15 protein-coding genes are annotated in these 15,693 nt (G+C 63.4%); 11 read left to right on the top strand and 4 right to left on the bottom strand.

Annotated elements, in window-relative coordinates; genetic code table 11:
- Positions 1–35: 35 nt before the first annotated feature.
- Entirely contained in the window at positions 36–1,868 is a 1,833-nt protein-coding gene (locus BW978_RS01485; protein WP_076391566.1) for a hypothetical protein, read from the bottom strand.
- A 171-nt stretch (positions 1,869–2,039) separates the two neighbouring features.
- Between BW978_RS01485 and BW978_RS01480 the strand changes: the two genes are divergently transcribed.
- Positions 2,040–3,074 (top strand): glycosyltransferase, encoded by a 1,035-nt coding sequence (locus tag BW978_RS01480; protein ID WP_076391564.1) that lies wholly within the window; start codon positions 2,040–2,042, stop codon positions 3,072–3,074.
- Positions 3,071–3,445: a GtrA family protein gene (locus BW978_RS01475; RefSeq protein ID WP_076391562.1), complete on the top strand. Its 375-nt coding sequence runs from the start codon at positions 3,071–3,073 to the stop codon at positions 3,443–3,445. The genes BW978_RS01480 and BW978_RS01475 overlap by 4 nt, the downstream gene beginning before the upstream one ends.
- A gap of 15 nt (positions 3,446–3,460) precedes the next feature.
- Here the strand turns inward: BW978_RS01475 and BW978_RS01470 are convergent, their stop codons facing one another.
- Positions 3,461–4,447, bottom strand: a complete 987-nt coding sequence (locus tag BW978_RS01470; protein WP_076391560.1) for a Gfo/Idh/MocA family protein — start codon at positions 4,445–4,447, stop codon at positions 3,461–3,463.
- Positions 4,448–4,639: 192 nt separating this feature from the next.
- On the opposite strand from BW978_RS01470, the gene BW978_RS01465 reads away from it, so the two are divergent.
- From BW978_RS01465 to BW978_RS01450, 4 genes are all read left to right on the top strand, one after another.
- Positions 4,640–5,200 (top strand): cysteine hydrolase family protein, encoded by a 561-nt coding sequence (locus tag BW978_RS01465; RefSeq protein WP_076391558.1) that lies wholly within the window; start codon positions 4,640–4,642, stop codon positions 5,198–5,200.
- An 11-nt stretch (positions 5,201–5,211) separates the two neighbouring features.
- Positions 5,212–6,180 (top strand): GlxA family transcriptional regulator, encoded by a 969-nt coding sequence (locus tag BW978_RS01460; RefSeq protein WP_076391556.1) that lies wholly within the window; start codon positions 5,212–5,214, stop codon positions 6,178–6,180.
- Positions 6,181–6,368: 188 nt separating this feature from the next.
- Entirely contained in the window at positions 6,369–7,319 is a 951-nt protein-coding gene (locus tag BW978_RS01455) for an aldo/keto reductase (protein WP_076391554.1), read from the top strand.
- Between the two features lie 2 nt (positions 7,320–7,321).
- Positions 7,322–8,317, top strand: coding sequence for an aldo/keto reductase (locus BW978_RS01450; protein ID WP_076393108.1), 996 nt, complete (start codon positions 7,322–7,324; stop codon positions 8,315–8,317).
- 9 nt (positions 8,318–8,326) lie between these two features.
- On the opposite strand, the gene BW978_RS01445 is transcribed toward BW978_RS01450, so the two are convergent.
- Positions 8,327–9,187, bottom strand: coding sequence for a DMT family transporter (locus BW978_RS01445; RefSeq protein ID WP_076393106.1), 861 nt, complete (start codon positions 9,185–9,187; stop codon positions 8,327–8,329).
- 107 nt (positions 9,188–9,294) lie between these two features.
- Here BW978_RS01445 and BW978_RS01440 point away from each other — a divergent pair, with 107 nt between their 5' ends.
- The 4 genes from BW978_RS01440 (at position 9,295) to BW978_RS01425 (ending at position 13,642) form a co-directional block, all read left to right on the top strand.
- Positions 9,295–10,716, top strand: a complete 1,422-nt coding sequence (locus tag BW978_RS01440) for an aminotransferase-like domain-containing protein (RefSeq protein ID WP_076393104.1) — start codon at positions 9,295–9,297, stop codon at positions 10,714–10,716.
- 105 nt (positions 10,717–10,821) lie between these two features.
- Positions 10,822–11,841 (top strand): ABC transporter substrate-binding protein, encoded by a 1,020-nt coding sequence (locus BW978_RS01435; RefSeq protein WP_076391552.1) that lies wholly within the window; start codon positions 10,822–10,824, stop codon positions 11,839–11,841.
- A gap of 23 nt (positions 11,842–11,864) precedes the next feature.
- Complete coding sequence (locus BW978_RS01430) at positions 11,865–12,875, top strand: FecCD family ABC transporter permease (protein WP_076391550.1); 1,011 nt, start codon at positions 11,865–11,867, stop codon at positions 12,873–12,875.
- The gene (locus BW978_RS01425) at positions 12,872–13,642 is read left to right on the top strand and encodes an ABC transporter ATP-binding protein (RefSeq protein ID WP_076391548.1); all 771 of its coding nucleotides are present in this window, start codon (positions 12,872–12,874) and stop codon (positions 13,640–13,642) included. Before BW978_RS01430 ends, BW978_RS01425 begins: the two co-directional genes overlap by 4 nt.
- A gap of 70 nt (positions 13,643–13,712) precedes the next feature.
- Here BW978_RS01425 and BW978_RS01420 read toward each other — a convergent pair whose 3' ends face one another.
- Positions 13,713–14,456 (bottom strand): helix-turn-helix domain-containing protein, encoded by a 744-nt coding sequence (locus tag BW978_RS01420; protein ID WP_076393102.1) that lies wholly within the window; start codon positions 14,454–14,456, stop codon positions 13,713–13,715.
- Between the two features lie 280 nt (positions 14,457–14,736).
- Between BW978_RS01420 and BW978_RS01415 the strand changes: the two genes are divergently transcribed.
- On the top strand, positions 14,737–15,651 hold the full coding sequence (locus tag BW978_RS01415) for a DMT family transporter (protein ID WP_076393100.1): 915 nt from the start codon (positions 14,737–14,739) through the stop codon (positions 15,649–15,651).
- Positions 15,652–15,693 lie beyond the last annotated feature (42 nt).

Raw genomic sequence — 15,693 nt, 5'->3', positions numbered from 1 at the left:
TCAGCCAAAAGCACCCGTCATCAAACGCTTTCCGCTCACGGCAGGTCCACCCTGTAAATCTGCATCCCGGAGGCGCCTTCGATGGGCACGGGCCTGAGATAGTCGGGCACCTCCCCCTTCATCATGCCGGCATAGAGCCCGTCGACTTTCGTCGACGCAATGTTTTGTGTAGGCGTGAGGTCGGGGCAGAAGACGAGGATCGTCGCCCCGGCGCCGCGCAGGAAGGCGGCGGCCTCCTCCGGCTCGGCCAGCCCCACATGCAGTTCCGTCAGCATGCCACCCTGATTTCGGTGATAGGGACCGGACAGGACGCGGTGGCGGGTGAAACGCAGGATTTCCGGGCCCATATCCACAGCCGCGACCACCACGCCGTCCGGCAGGCCGTTCAGGGCCGCAAATCCTGCCGGCGCGTCACAGGCCGGCTTGGTCCCGGCCATGGCGGCCGGTGTCTGGGCAAGCCCCTTCATCCGGTTGGTCACACCCGCCGTTCCCTCGACGAAGAGCACGCCGAACAGCGCCCAGGCGCTCGGCACGGACAGGAAGGCGGCGAGCGCAAAAAGCAGGCCCGTGCCAAGCTGCTGCGGCTCCTCGCGCGCCTTGCGCCTCAGTTCGCCGATTAAAAGCGCCAGGGGCGGGATGGCGAGCAAATTGGCGAAAATCGCCCCGCGCACCTGGATCAGCGCGATGACAAAACACACCGCGATCAGACCGAGCATGATCGCGTGAGGGCGTACCCGGTCACCATTGACGAGGCGAAACAGGCAGACGCCGATTGCGAAGAAACCGACGGCGTAGAAGCCCCCGAAGGCGGCAGGGTCCTTGGCGAGCTGATCGAGGAAGGACTGGGCCTCGATGACGCCGGAAAGCCAGAGCGTGTGCAGCAGTGGATCGAGTTCGTTCAGCGGGTTCTGCAGGCATCGCGGCGCGATGGCCAGGGTGCCGGCCAGCACCAGAGCGCCGGTCACGCCGATCGCCGCAATCCGCAATCGACGGTCGCCCATGCCCGGAAGCTGTGTGGCAACGAAGAGGGACGCCGCTCCGATGCCGATCACGGCATAGAAGCCGACCGAAAGGCTGTCGCAGGTCACCACCGCATACTGGACCGATGGCACGGTGGCGAAGAACATGGCAGACAGGCTGACGAGAAGCGTCAGGGAGAAGGCGCGCGCGGCCCTCGCATAAACCTCACCCTCGAGCGCCCATAGGATGCCGACGGTGGCACAGACGGTCGCCACCAAGGGCGTGGTCTCGGCGCCGATGGCGATCGCGAGTGCAGCAGCCAGGCCAGCAAGCGCATGGCCAACGAGCCCACGCGCCGGATCGACCAGCCCCGCAGCCATGGTCGCGACCAGAACCAGCTGGACATTGTGATGGTCGATCGAGCCCGGCAGGAAGCGGTTTCCGGTGACCAGGAAGACCGTCGTCAGCATCAGTGCCAGATGCATGGTCACATCATCGCCCATGCGGCGGGCGGCAACGGCGACCGCCGCCATCAGCGGCAGAATGAGCAGGAAAGGCCAGACGATCAGCGCCAGCGCCTCGGCCTGTTGCATCGGCACCAGTTGGGCGAACAGGCGGATCAGCAGCGCGATCGGCAGATCGATCAGGCGGGACCAATGCATCAGCGTGCCGCCATCAAGCCCCAGACGATACTGCGTCAGGTCGAACCAAGACTGCCCGGCAAGCAGATCACGCACCTGCACGAGACGCAGGACATCGTCGTTGTCGGCTCCGACATAGTCGCTTGCGGCCGGCAGGTTAAGCGCAGCCAGCACCGCCATGGTCACGATGCCGTAAACCAGCGTCCAGAGAAGGAGCGGGCGCGGCGCCCGGGCTCTCGACGCGCCAGGCAGTGTGATGTCGGCCATGCTTCGTCAAACCTCCAAGTCCACCTCCGTCGTTTCCTTGCAAAGAAACGACCGGCAGACCGTATTTCAAAGACTGCTCTTCTCCGAAACCTAGCCTTAACCTTCTCAAGAAATAGTAAAACCAATGGTGGCCGAAGGCTGCCCGAACCCCAGCGCTTTGAGCAGGTCCCGATGAGCCACCCGGCCGCCTCTTCCCTCGACATCGCCGTTCTCCTGCCCTGCTACAACGAGGCGGCAACGATCGGCCAGGTGGTGAGCGATTTCCGCGCGGCCCTGCCCGAGGCGAAGATCTATGTCTATGATAACAACTCGACCGACGGCACAGCTCTGAAGGCGATGCTTGCGGGCGCCACCGTCGTGCGCGAACGCCGACAGGGCAAGGGCCACGTCGTGCGCCGCATGTTTTGCGACATCGATGCCGATATCTACATCATGGCCGATGGCGACGGGACTTATGGCCCTGCCGATGCGGAGGAACTGATCCGCACGCTGATAACCGAACGCGCCGACATGGTGGTCGGCACCCGTCGCGGGGTGCATGACGATGCCGGTCGCAACGGCCATGCCTTCGGCAACCGCCTCTTCAACCAGCTTTATCGCGTGTTGTTCGGCAACGACTTTACCGACATTTTGTCCGGCTACCGCGCCTTTTCGCGCCGCTATGTGAAAAGCTTCCCTGCCGTTTCCGTCGGCTTCGAAATCGAGACGGAGATGTCCGTGCATGCCTCGCGACTGAAGCTTCCGGTCTGCGAGATCGAACTCGATTACGGCCGCCGTCCGGAAGGCTCGCATTCGAAGCTCTCGACCTTCAAGGACGGCTTCAAGATCCTCTGGATGTTCGCCATGCTGATGAAGGAAACGCGGCCTTTCGCCTTTTTCGGTCTCATCGCGGCCGGCCTGATGGGCGTCAGCCTCGCTGCCATGGCGCCCGTTCTCTACGAATTCTTCACCACCGGGCTCGTCTCGCGCATGCCGACCTGGATCGGGGCCACGGCGCTGATGATGATGTCCTTCCTGTCGTTCACGGCAGCGCTCATTCTCGATTCGCTTGCCCGTTCGCGAGCCGAGCAGCTGAGGATCCACTACCTGACGCTGCCGGCGCTTGTCCCTCCGACTTCCGCCAAGGAGCCGGCAACGGAGGTTGGTAAACCGCGGCGTGAACGGTCGTCGAAGGCTTCGACAAAGGACGCATCGCGCGCGGCATGACCAAGTTCTTGCGCTTCGCCATCGTCGGCGCCACCGGCTTCCTTGTGGATGCCGGTGTGCTCTGGCTGCTGCTGAGTTTTACGCCAATCGGCCCTCTCGCGGGCCGGATCGTGGCGATTGCCGTTGCCATGGCCACTACATGGCTCATGAACCGCCACTTCACCTTCGGCGCATCGAAGCGCTCAATGGTCAGCGAAGGCTTTCGCTACGGCTTCATCGGCATCGTCACATCGCTGATCAATTACGGCGTCTACGCCCTGCTCCTGATCAGCGCACCGCTGCTCAGCCCTTATGCCGCGCTGGTCTTTGCCTCCATCGCGGCGATGCTGTTCAGCTTCTTCGGCTATTCGCGCTACGTCTTCCGACGCTGACGGGTAAGCGGTTGATTACACCGCTTCCCAACCGTCCTTTTCCGCTGCGCGATAGATCGCATCGATCAGCTTCTGGTTTGCCTTGGAGCTTTCCAGCGCAACGACCTCGCCCTTGGTGCCGGCAACCGCACGGGCAAAGGCTTCCGCTTCCAGCTTGTATTGGCGGCTGTCGGGGAAGCGGAAGATCTGCGAGACGTTGTGGCTGCGATTGGTGAGTTCGACTTCTTCGGCACCCCAGCGATCGGCGTTGAAAGGTGACTTCACCTCGATGAAACCGTCCGTGCCGTGGAAGACCATCAGCTGGCGGTTGGCCATCTGGGTCGAGACATAGAAGTTCAGTTCGAAATCGGCAAAGTCAGCCTTCACGCTCGCATAGATATCCGTGCCGAAATCCGGATCGCGCTCGATGGTCGACTGGACGCGGACCGGCTCCTTGCCCGTGACGAAACGGGTGGTGATAGCAGGATAGACGCCGATATCCGGGAGCGCGCCACCGCCGAGTTCCGGGATGTTGCGCATGTTGTCAGGGTCGCGATTGAAATAGGTGAACGAGCCTTGGACCATCTTCAGCGTGCCGATGGCACCTTCGGCAAGCAATTCGCGGACCTTCAGCCAGACCGGTGCGTAAGTCACCATATAGGCTTCCGTGATCAGCACCTTGTTGCGCTCGCGGGCTGCGATGATCTCGTCGATTTCCGACGCCTTCAGCGCGATCGGCTTTTCGCAGAGCACATGCTTGCCGGCATCTGCTGCCTTGATCGCCCATTCCACATGCTGCGAGGTCGGCAGGGGAATATAGACGGCGTCGATGAGGTCGGAGGCGAGCATTTCCTCGTAGGAGCCAAAGGCATGCTGCACCGAGAAGCGATCGGCCATCTCGCGCGCCCGGCTCAGATCGCGGCTGGCGATTGCCGTCACCACGGCATTCTCGGCATCCTGGATCGCCGGCACGACAAGCTCGCGACCGATTTTGGCCGTCGACAGAATTCCAAAACGCAGCATCTTTATTCCTCCTCAAAATGTCGCGGCGGACATTAGGCGAAGCTCCGGCAGGGCGCAACGGGTTGTCAGACAATGAGCTTGCGCGGAGAAGAAGATACCTGGCCGAAAATGTCCGCTCTTCGTCCGGCAGGCGTATGGTGACTATGGATCAGGGATCTATGCTAGTCTTCATCGCAAAGACAGGAGACGAATATGTCCGCCCAAGACACTGTGCTCATCGTGGTCGACGTCCAGGAGAGCTTTCGCCAGGCGCCCTATTGGGACGCATCGGAACTCCCCGCTTACCTTTCGCGGCAGCAAGCGCTGATCGATGGCGCAAAGGCTGCCGGCATGCCGATCGTGCAGATCTTCCACGTCGACACCGACGAAGCCTTCCGGCTGGAAAGCGGACTTGTCCGCACGCTCGACGAGATCACAATTACGCCGGACGTGACCTTCCACAAGGGCGTGCATTCGGCCCTGGTCGACACTGGTCTCGAAGCCTGGCTGCGCGAAAAGGGCATCTCCCGCGTCATCGTCTCGGGCATCCGCACCGAGCAGTGCTGCGAGACCACCACGCGCCATGCATCCGATCTCGGCTTCGCGGTCGACTTCGTCACCGAGGCGACGCTTACCTTCCCGATGACGCATGCCTCCGGCCGGGTCTTTACCGCAGACGACATCCGCGTCAGGACGGAGCTGGTGCTCGCCGACCGCTTTGCCCGGATCGTGACCGTCGAGCAGGCGCTTGCGCCGCTCTCCGCCGCCGCCTGAAATTGCCCATCATGGACGTGATCCCGGTCTTCATCCTCGTTCCGCCCGACACGCTGCTGATCGACATCGCCGGTCCGCTGGAGGTGCTACGTTATGCGAACCAGGAACAGGACCGGGTCCGTTTCGACTATCGCTACATCTCGGCCCAATCGCGGCAGCAGACCTCGATCGGGCTCATGCTCGACGGTCTCGAACCCCTGCCCGAGACGCTGCCTGACAATGCGATCCTGATGATTTCCGGCAGCCTCACCGTCGGCACCGAAGAGATCGCCCGCGAGGCCGAACTGAAGACGCTGACGCGCTGGCTCGCCCGCACGGTCAGGAAGGACACGCGGCTCGTCACCATCTGCTCGGGCGCGCTGCTGGCTGCGGCAGCCGGGCTGATGGAGGGCTATCAATGCACCACGCACGCAGAATGCCTCGACGAACTCCGGACACTCGCCCCAACGGCGAGTGTTCTGGAGAACCGGCTCTATGTGGAAGATGGCAACCGCTTTTCGAGCGCCGGCATCTCGACCGGCATTGACCTCATGCTGCATCTCGTCAGCCGCTTCGCCTCGCCGCAGGCAGCACTGTCTGCCGCGCGCAAGATGGTCATCTATCTCCGTCGCAGCGGCCAGGATCCTCAGCTTTCGCCCTGGCTTTCCGGCCGCAACCATATCCATCCCGCCATCCACCGCGCCCAGGATGCGATCATGGCGGATCCGGCGCGCGACTGGTCGCTTCCCGGGCTCGCCGAGATCGCGCATTTGAGCGAACGGCATCTGTCCCGCCTCTTCCGCGAGCATGTCGGTCAGTCGGTCGTCGATTACGTCAACCTGATGCGGGTGACGCTCGCCCAGGAGCTGCTCAAGCAATCGAGGCTCGACATGGAGAATCTTGCTTTGCGCGCCGGGTTTGCCTCCTCGCGCCACATGCGGCGGATCTTCGTCCAGCATCATGGCGTTCCGCCCAGTCACTTTCGCCGGGCTGCCGAATGAGGAGCCCTAGACCGCAAAAGAGAGACTGCGGGACTGGACGGCCGCCGGTTTCGATCCATATCGAGTGCGGTTTCCGGCGTCGGGACAGCGGCACTGCAGGTTCGATCAATGCTTCTGAATGGTCTCTTCGACCGACGCTTGCTAACCTCCCCTTTCCATCGCTCCCTTGACCCTTCCCGAGGCTTTCCATGCAGAAACGTGCTCTTGGCCGCACCGGCCTTTCGATCGCTCCCGTCGTGCTCGGCGGCAATGTCTTCGGCTGGACCGCCGACGAGAAGACGTCGTTTGCCATTCTCGACCGCTTCTTCGAGGCCGGCTTCAACACGATCGATACCGCCGACATGTATTCGCTCTGGGCCGACGGCAATGTCGGTGGCGAGAGCGAGACTATCATCGGCAACTGGCTGAAGCGCGGTGGTGTAAAGCGCGACGATGCCGTTATCGTCACCAAGGTCGGGGCCGATCTCGGGGGCAAGAAGCGAGGCCTCAGCGCCCGCCGCATTGCAGAGGCGGTCGAGGATTCGCTGCGCCGTCTGCAGACCGACTATATCGATCTGTATCTCGCCCATTGGCCGGATGCGGAAACGGATGACGAGGAGAGCCTTGCCGCCTTCGCCAAGCTGAAGGATGCCGGCAAGGTGCGTGCGATCGGCTGCTCCAATCTCGACGCCGAACAGCTTCAGGCGACCTTTGACGCGGCAGCTAAGGCCGGCGTCGGCCGCTACGACGTCATCCAGCCGGAATACAATCTCTACACACGCTCGAAATTCGAGGGTGAACTCGCAGAACTCTGCCAGCGCGAGGAGATCGGTGTCATCACCTATTATGCGCTGGCCTCCGGTTTCCTCACCGGCAAGTATCGCAGAGCTGCCGATACCGAGGGCAAGGCACGCGGCGAGGACATGGAGCCCTATCTCAACGCGCGTGGCTTCGATATATTGGGCGCTCTCGACCAGGTCGCGGCCGAAACCGGCACCAGCCCCGCGACCGTTGCGATCGCCTGGATCGCCGCGCAGCCCGGCATCACCGCGCCGATTGCGTCTGCCACCAGCCTGCGCCAGCTTGAAAGCCTGATCACGGCCGGAAAACTGGAGCTGACGAGCGCGCAGATGAAACAACTCAACCAAGCCGGAGCATGATCATGAAGACCCGCAAACTCGGCACCCTTACCACATCGACCATCGGCCTCGGCTGCATGGGCATGAGCCATGGCTATGGCACCAATATCGACGAGGCGGCGGCGCAACGACTTTTCGACCACGCCGTGGAACGCGGTGTCACCTTCTTCGACACGGCAGAGGTCTATGGACCCTTCACCAACGAGGAACTGGTCGGCAAGGGACTGAAGCGGCATCGCGAGCACGTGGTGATCGCCACCAAATTCGGCTTCACGATCGGCGACGAGGCAAAGGCTGCGCGTCCCTCCGGCCTTGATAGCCGGCCGGAGCATGTTCGCGCCGTCGCCGAGGCGTCGCTGAAGCGGCTCGGCGTCGAGGTCATCGACCTCTTCTACCAGCACCGCGTCGACCCCGATGTCGCGATCGAGGAGACGGTCGGCGCCATGGCAGACCTCGTCAAAGAAGGCAAGGTCAAGGCGCTGGGCTTGTCCGAAGCAAGTGCGGCGACGCTGCGGCGCGCCCACGCTGTGCATCCGATCTCAGCCATTCAGAGCGAGTATTCGCTCTGGACCCGCGACCCCGAAACCAACGGCGTGCTCGACACCTGCCGCGAACTCGGCATCGGCTTCGTGCCGTTTTCGCCGCTCGGTCGCGGCATGCTGACCGGCGCCCTGAAGGATTTGTCCAAACTCGGCGAAAACGACTTCCGCCGTGGCCTGCCACGCTTCGACCAGGAGAATTTCGACGCCAACCTTGCGCTGGTTACCGCGCTCGAAACCATGGCGGCGGACAAGGGCGTGAAGCCCGGCCAGCTGGCGCTTGCCTGGGTACTCGCCCAAGGCGATTTCATCGTGCCGATCCCCGGCACGACCAAGATCGCCAATCTCGACAGCAACATCGATGCGACCGGGATCACGCTCTCGGCCGACGAGCTCGCCACGCTGTCTTCCGTCGTATCGCCGGACAAGGTGGCTGGCGCACGCTATGGCGAGGCCATGGCCAAGATGGCAGGGCGCTAAAAGTCTCCCTCAAGCGAAGCGCCGGCTACCCGCCACGCAGAGCACCACGAGCAGGGCTGTCACCAGCATGGGAAGGCTCACCTTCTCATGCAACAGCCCTGCGGCGAGCACGAAACCGAGAAAGGGTTGCAGCAGCTGCAGCTGCCCGACCGAGGCAATGCCGCCCAGCGCCAGACCGCGATACCAGAAGATGAAGCCGATCATCATGCTGAACAGCGAGACGTAAGCCAGAGCCAGCCAGCCGGATGCCGAGACACGGCCAAGATCTTCCGGGAGGGCCCAGAACGCCAACGGCAGCATCACCGGCAGCGACAGCACCAGCGCCCAGCTGATCACCTGCCAGCCGCCGAGCCGACGCGACAGCCGCGCGCCTTCGGCATAACCGAGGCCGCAAACGATCACCGCCCCGATCATCAGCACTGCGCCTTGCACCGCCATGTCCGCCGTCGCCGAGAGCGCAAAGCCGGCCACGAGCGCCGCTCCCGTGACGGAAAACATCCAGAAAACAGCAGAGGGGCGTTCCCCCGCCCGCAAGACGCCGAACAGCGCCGTGCAGAGCGGCAGCAGGCCTATGAAGACGATCGACTGGGCGGAATTGATGCTTTGCAGCGCGAAAGCCGTCAGCAGCGGGAAGCCGACCACGACGCCAAGCGAGACGATGGCCAGTGGCAACAGATCGCCGCGCAGGGGGCGCTTCTCCCGCATCGCGATCAGCAGGGCCGCTCCCAGAAGTGCGGCGATCACAGCCCGCGCCGAAGTCAGGAACAGCGGGGCGAAATCGGCAAGCCCCACCCGCGTTGCCGGCAGTGAGCCGCTGAAGATCAGCACGCCGATGAAACCACTCGCCCAGGCCTTCCACGAAGTCGTCATTTTCGTCTCCATTCGTCTTGCCTCCCCTATCGCGCGGAGGGGCTGGCGCAGCCAGATATGGATCGATACAATCTAGTCAAACTGTATTGATGACAAAGGCCATACAGATGAACGAGCGCGTTCAACCATTGGAGCCATTAGCGTCACGCACGGCCCATGTCATGGCCGTTATTCGAGGCCGCATCGGTTCGGGTCAGCTCGGACCAAACGACCGTCTGCCCTCGATCCGGCGGCTGGCTGCGGAGCTTTCGGTATCGCCCTCGACCGTGGTCGAAGCCTATGACCGGCTCTCTGCCGAAGGCTTGATCCGTGCTCGCCCCGGCTCCGGCTTCTTCGTCACCGAGGCCGGTCGCACGCCAGCACCCCTTGTCCGGCTTGAGCCGCCAAGGCCCCCTGAGGTCGATCCCTTCTGGGTGGCGCGGCAGGCGCTCGATGCCGATCCCGGGACGTCGAAGCCCGGCTGCGGCTGGCTTCCGCCGGACTGGATGCCGACCGCGCTTTTGCATGCCGGCATGCGAAACGTGCTGCGCCAGGCGACCAGCCTCATGACGGATTACGGACCCTCGCGCGGCAGCGCTGGCCTCCGGCGGTTCGTCGAGACGCGACTGCGTCAGCAGTCGATTCCGCTTTCCGAGGACCAGGTGCTGCTTGCAGGCTCTGCCACCCAGGCGCTCGATCTGGTCTGCCGGCTGCTTTTGCGCCCCGGCGACCGGGTGATCGTCGACGATCCCTGCTACTTCAATTTCCAGACGCTGCTGCGCGCCCACCAGGCCATCGCCATCCCCGTACCCTATACGGAAAACGGTCCCGACATCGCCGCCTTCGAGGCCGCCGTCGCCCGCGAGGCGCCGCGGCTTTATCTCACCAATTCCGGTCTGCACAATCCGACCGGGGCAACGCTCTCGCCGCAGATTGCCTTCCAGCTACTCGGCATCATCGCCCGTTCGGATATGCTGGTCGTTGAAGACGATATCTTCTCCGACTTCGAACCCGAACCTGCGATGACACTTGCGACGCTCGACGGGCTTTCCCGTGTCATCCGCATCGGCAGCTTCTCTAAGACCATCTCTGCTTCGCTGCGCACCGGCTTCATCGCCGCCGATCCCGAGCGCATCCGCTTGCTCACCGACCTGCAGGTCGCGATCCAGTTCGGCGGTCCAAGCCAGGTGGCGACCGAAGCGATCCACGGCGTGCTCGCAAGCGGCGGCTATCGCAAACATCTCGACCAATTGCATCGCCGCCTCGATACGGAACGGCGCGCGGTCGCAACCCGGCTCGGTGAGCTCGACATTCACCCCTTCCTCATGCCGCGCGGCGGGCCCTATCTCTGGTGCCGGATGCCTGAAGGGGTCAGTTCCACCGCGCTCGCCCAGGCGGCCCTGGCCCAGGGCGTGGTGCTGGCACCCGGCAATGTCTTCAGCCCCTCGCTCTCTGCCGACGACTTCATGCGCTTCAACGTCGCGCATATGGGCGATGCGCGCCCGTTTCGGGTTCTGGAACGGGCATTGAAGACGTTGGCAAACCCGTGAAGTCAGGATCTTGACGCTGGCCGCGCAATAACCTGAGTTTTTCTATCTTGTTTGCAAATGTGTTTGGCAGTAGGTGGCTGCCATCGTGTTTTGCAGGATCCTCCCATGACCAAATTCTCTTCCGCCCTTCTTGCCGCCGGCGTCGCCGCTTTCGGTTTTCTGGCGACGTCCGCCTCGGCGGCAACGCAATATCCGCTGACGATCCAGAATTGTGACGTCGACGTCACCTTCGCCAAGGCTCCGGAACGGGCCGTCGGTCTCGGCCAGAACAGCGCGGAAATCCTTCTGCTGCTCGGCCTCGAAGACAAGATGGCCGGCACGGCCTTCTGGCCGAGCAAGGTGCTGCCGGAACTGGCCGAGGCGAATGCCAAGGTAAAACTGCTCACCGTGGAATTCCCGACCTTTGAAGCCATCCTTTCGGAAAACCCGGATTTCGTTGCCGCTGCCCTGCCGAGCCTGATTGGACCGGACAGCAAAGTCGCCAAGCGCGAAGACTTCACCAAGCTCGAGATCCCCACCTATCTTTCGCCGAGCACCTGCCTGGAGAAAAAGGACGATACCGATCTCTATGGCGCCCGCGACAAGCTGTGGAGCATGGACAGCCTCTACCAGGAGATCGACGAACTCTCGCAGATCTTTGACGTTGCCGATCGCGGCCAGGCGTTGATCGCCGATTTCAAGGCCCGCGAGGCGGCTCTTCGCGCCTCCGTGTCGGCCTCGGACCAGAAGCTTTCCTATGTCTTCTGGTTCTCAAGCCAGTCGCCGTCTGCCGATGCCTATCTCGGCGGCAAGAACGGTGCATCCGGCTATATCGCCGACGTGCTTGGCGGCGTGAACGCGATCGACACGGAAGCCGAGTGGCCGGCGCTCGGCTGGGAGAGCATCATCGCCTCCAACCCCTCCGTTATCGTCGTCGCCAGCCTCGACCGCAACCGCTGGGAACTCGACAAGCCGGAAGCCAAGATCGCCTTCCTGACATCTGATCCGGCGACCAGCCAGATGCCGGCCGTCAAGAACAACGCCATCGTCGTCATGGACGGCCAGGCCATGAACCCGACGATCCGCACCATCTACGGCGCCGAACAGGTTGCCGAGCAGCTGAAGGCACGCGGTCTGATCAAGTGAGACAGTCGGCAGGTTCAGCGCAGATGGTTCGCGTATCAGCGCTGGTCGCGCTGGCGCTGACTGCCGTCGTCTTCGTGGTGGCTCTGAGTGTCGGGATCGGTGATCTGCCGATCCCGATCAGCACCACCTTCCTTGCGATCTCCAACAAGCTCGGCTGGACGACAGCCGAGCTCAATCGCATCCATGAAGCCGTGATCTGGGACTACCGGCTGAGCCGGGCGCTCGTCGCTGCCTTCTGCGGTGCGGGGCTTGCGATCTCGGGCGCCATCATGCAGTCGCTGCTGCGCAATCCGCTGGCCGAGCCCTATGTGCTTGGCATCTCGGCGGGCGCCTCCACCGGGGCGGTCGGCATCGTGATCCTCGGCTTCGGCTCGGGTGCCGTGTCGCTCTCAGCCGGCGCTTTCGCCGGCGCCTTCGCCGCCTTCCTCTTCGTCGCGCTCCTCTCCAACGGCACGCGGGGCGGGGCCGACCGCACCATTCTGGCCGGCATTGCTGCATCCCAGCTCTTCAACGCCGCCACCTCCTATATCGTCACCACTGCCGGCAATGCCCAGCAGGCGCGTGATGTGATGTTCTGGCTGCTCGGCAGCTTCGGCGGCGTGCGCTGGCCGGAGTTCATGCTGGTCTCCGTGGTCGTCGGGTTTGGCCTGATCGCCTGCCTCGCCTATTCCCGCATCCTCGACGCCTTCGCCTTCGGCGACGAGGCCGCCGCAGCACTCGGCGTCAATGTCGGCCGCGCCCGGCTCGCGCTCTTCTGTCTCACCGCCATGCTGACGGCGACGATCGTCAGCATGGTCGGCTCGATCGGCTTTGTAGGCCTCGTCATCCCGCATGCTGCGCGCTTCCTCGTTGGGCCGCTCCACATCCGCCTGCTTCCGGCCTGCGCCATCGGCGGAGCCATCTTCATGGTGCTTGCCGATATCGCCTCCCGGATCCTGGTGCCGCAGCAGGTGCTACCGATCGGCGTCGTGACCGCGCTCGTCGGCGTGCCCGTCTTCTCGATCATCCTCTATCGTTTCCAGCGTCCGACATGAGCATCACGGCCGACACCATCACCTGGAAGATCGGGTCGAAGACCATTCTCGACCGGGTGAGCTTTGCCGCACGCCCCGGCGAGACGCTTGGCCTGCTCGGCCCCAACGGCTCCGGCAAGACCTCGCTGCTGCGGCTGCTCGCAGGCTTGAAGCGTCCCCATTCGGGCAGCATCAGCCTCGAGGGACACGATATCCAGTCGATCGCCCGCAAGACGATGGCGCAGCGGGTGGCCTTCGTTGAACAGCATGCGACGACCAATGCCAATCTGAAGGTTGTCGATGTCGTCAAGCTCGGCCGCTTTCCGCATCGCTCGATGTTTTCCGCCTGGACTGCGGAAGACCAGACAGCCGTCGAGCAGGCACTCGATCGCGCCGGCATGGTCGCAAAGCGGGACCATACCTGGCAGAGCCTGTCCGGCGGCGAGCGGCAGCGGGCGCATATTGCGCGTGCCCTGGCACAAGCCCCTAAGGAAATCATCCTCGACGAGCCGACCAACCATCTCGACGTGCAGCATCAGATCGCGCTTCTGTCGCTGATCTCGGATCTGCCGGTCACCAGCGTGATCGCCCTGCACGATCTCAATCACGCTGCGATGTTCTGCGACCGACTCATGGTGTTGAAGGAAGGCCGTGTCGTCGCCTGCGGTACGCCGGAGGAGGTGCTCACCAAGCATCTGCTGCGCGAGGTTTTCTCGATCGATGCCCATGTTGAGCCCTCGGCGCATCATGGCCGGCCGCTGATCCAATTCTCGCGGACGATCCGCTAGGTCGACATGATTGCCGGGCAGTCCCGGCCCGGACGAGCCGCTGATGCGGCTCAGAAATCGATCACCCCGCTCAGCGGCTGACCACCCGGCGATAGGCCGACGGCGTTGTACCGGTGACGGCCTTGAACATCCGCGTCAGATGGCTCTGGCTGCTGAAACCGCAGGCCGAGGCGATCTGGGCGATCGGTTCATTACCGGCCAGCATACGCCTTGCGCGATCGATACGGCGGTTGAGGATGAAGTCATGCGGGGTGACGCCGCAGCTTGCCCGAAACATCCGCTGCAGATGGAATTCGCTCAAATCCGCCAGCTTCGCCAGATCTTTCAGCGTGATCGCCTGGTCGAGGCTCGCCTCGATATGCTCGACGAGGCGCCGCCGCAGGACAGGCGCCAGACCGCCACGCAGTACCGGACGGCGCTCGCCGCCATAACGAGGGTCGGCAAAGAGCTGCCCGACGGCCAAGACTATCGCCTGTTCGGCCATCAGCCTGTTGCCGCCCTGCGTGGCAGCGGCCAGGTGCACCAGGGCCTCCGCCAGTCTTGGCGCCTCGTCGAAGGTCGCTTCCGGCAGAAGCATCAGCCGGGCATCGCGGTCGAAGGTTTCGGAAAAGAGCCGGCGCAGCTCGTCGTCGGCGACATAGAGATGCACGAATTCGAAATTGTCGGTGATCTCCCACTCCGACGATGCCCCCTGCGGCATGATGCAGAGCGCACCCGGCCAGCCGGCGATGCTGCCGGCATCGATCCTTCGCGTGCCGTCGCCGCCGCGCAGGTAACAGCTGAAGGTATGCCCGTCCGTCCGCTCGTAGCGCATGCGATCATGGCTGTTGCGCCAGATCGCACTTGCCCTGCCCTCGCCGAGGTCGAGCGTTTCCCCACGCTCGGCACGGGACGAGGCGGACAGGGAGCCGAAGACGGTGGCGGTGTGCAGCATGGATGGTCCTTGAAAGATCGTCTGCATTCTAGCGCGCTTGATGCGCCGCGCCATCACCAATCAGACCAGCGTGGCCGCCTCAGCGCAGTTCACCGCAAGATCATGCAAGAACATGGGCCATCTGCGGCGCTACCTGCCTTTCGAAAGCGAGGCGCATCCCATGACCAATCTTCTTCTCTTCTCGTCGACCGTGCTGATCTGGGGCACGACCTGGATCGCGATCGCGCTGCAGATCGGGCCAGTGCCCGTGTTGGTGTCGGTCTTCTATCGCTTTGCGCTCGCGGCTCTCGTGCTGGTCAGCGTGCTGGCCCTCACAGGTCGCCTCAAGGTGCCGACGCTGAAGCAGCAGCCCTTCATCCTGGTTCAGGCGCTGTCGCTGTTCTGCTGCAACTTCCTCTGCTTCTATCATGCCGCAAGCTATGTGCCCTCCGGCCTCATCTCCGTCGTCTTCTCGCTTGCCACGGTCTACAACGCCGTCAATGCCCGCATCTTCTTCGGCGATGTGATCAAGCCGCGCACGCTGTTAGCCGCGGGCCTAGGCGCCACCGGGCTTGCGCTGCTCTTTGGCCCCGAGATCTTCATTGCCGTCAATCCGGACAGCTGGAAAGGCATCGGCCTCTCTGCCCTCGGAACGCTCTTCTTTTCCTTCGGCAACATGGCGTCCCGCCGCAACAGCGCTGAAGGTATCGCGCCTGTCACCGCCAATGCCTGGGGCATGAGCTACGGCTCAATCGCGCTTCTCGCCCTGATCGGCATCACCGGAACGCCCATCGTGCTGCCGCCGGACCAGACCTATCTCGCCGCCCTCGTCTATCTCTCCGTCATCGGCTCGGTGGTCGGCTTCACCACCTATCTGATGCTGGTCTCGCGCATCGGCTCGCAAAAGGCGGCCTATGCCACGGTGCTTTTCCCGGTCGTCGCGCTGACGCTGTCGAGCCTTTACGAGGACTATCACTTCACCCCGCTCGCGATGGTGGGGCTCGTGCTGACGCTCGCCGGCAACGCCGTCATGTTCGCCCGGCTGCCGCGACGGCAGGCCGTTACCGGCGGCAAGCCGGCGGATCTCAAGGCCTGATCACGGATCCTGCCGCTGCGACGGATGGCGCGGACGATTTCC

Origin of the sequence: Rhizobium sp. RU33A, assembly GCF_900156055.1 — a bacterium.
Lineage (GTDB): Bacteria > Pseudomonadota > Alphaproteobacteria > Rhizobiales > Rhizobiaceae > Allorhizobium.
This window is presented reverse-complemented; position numbering and strand designations above follow the sequence as displayed.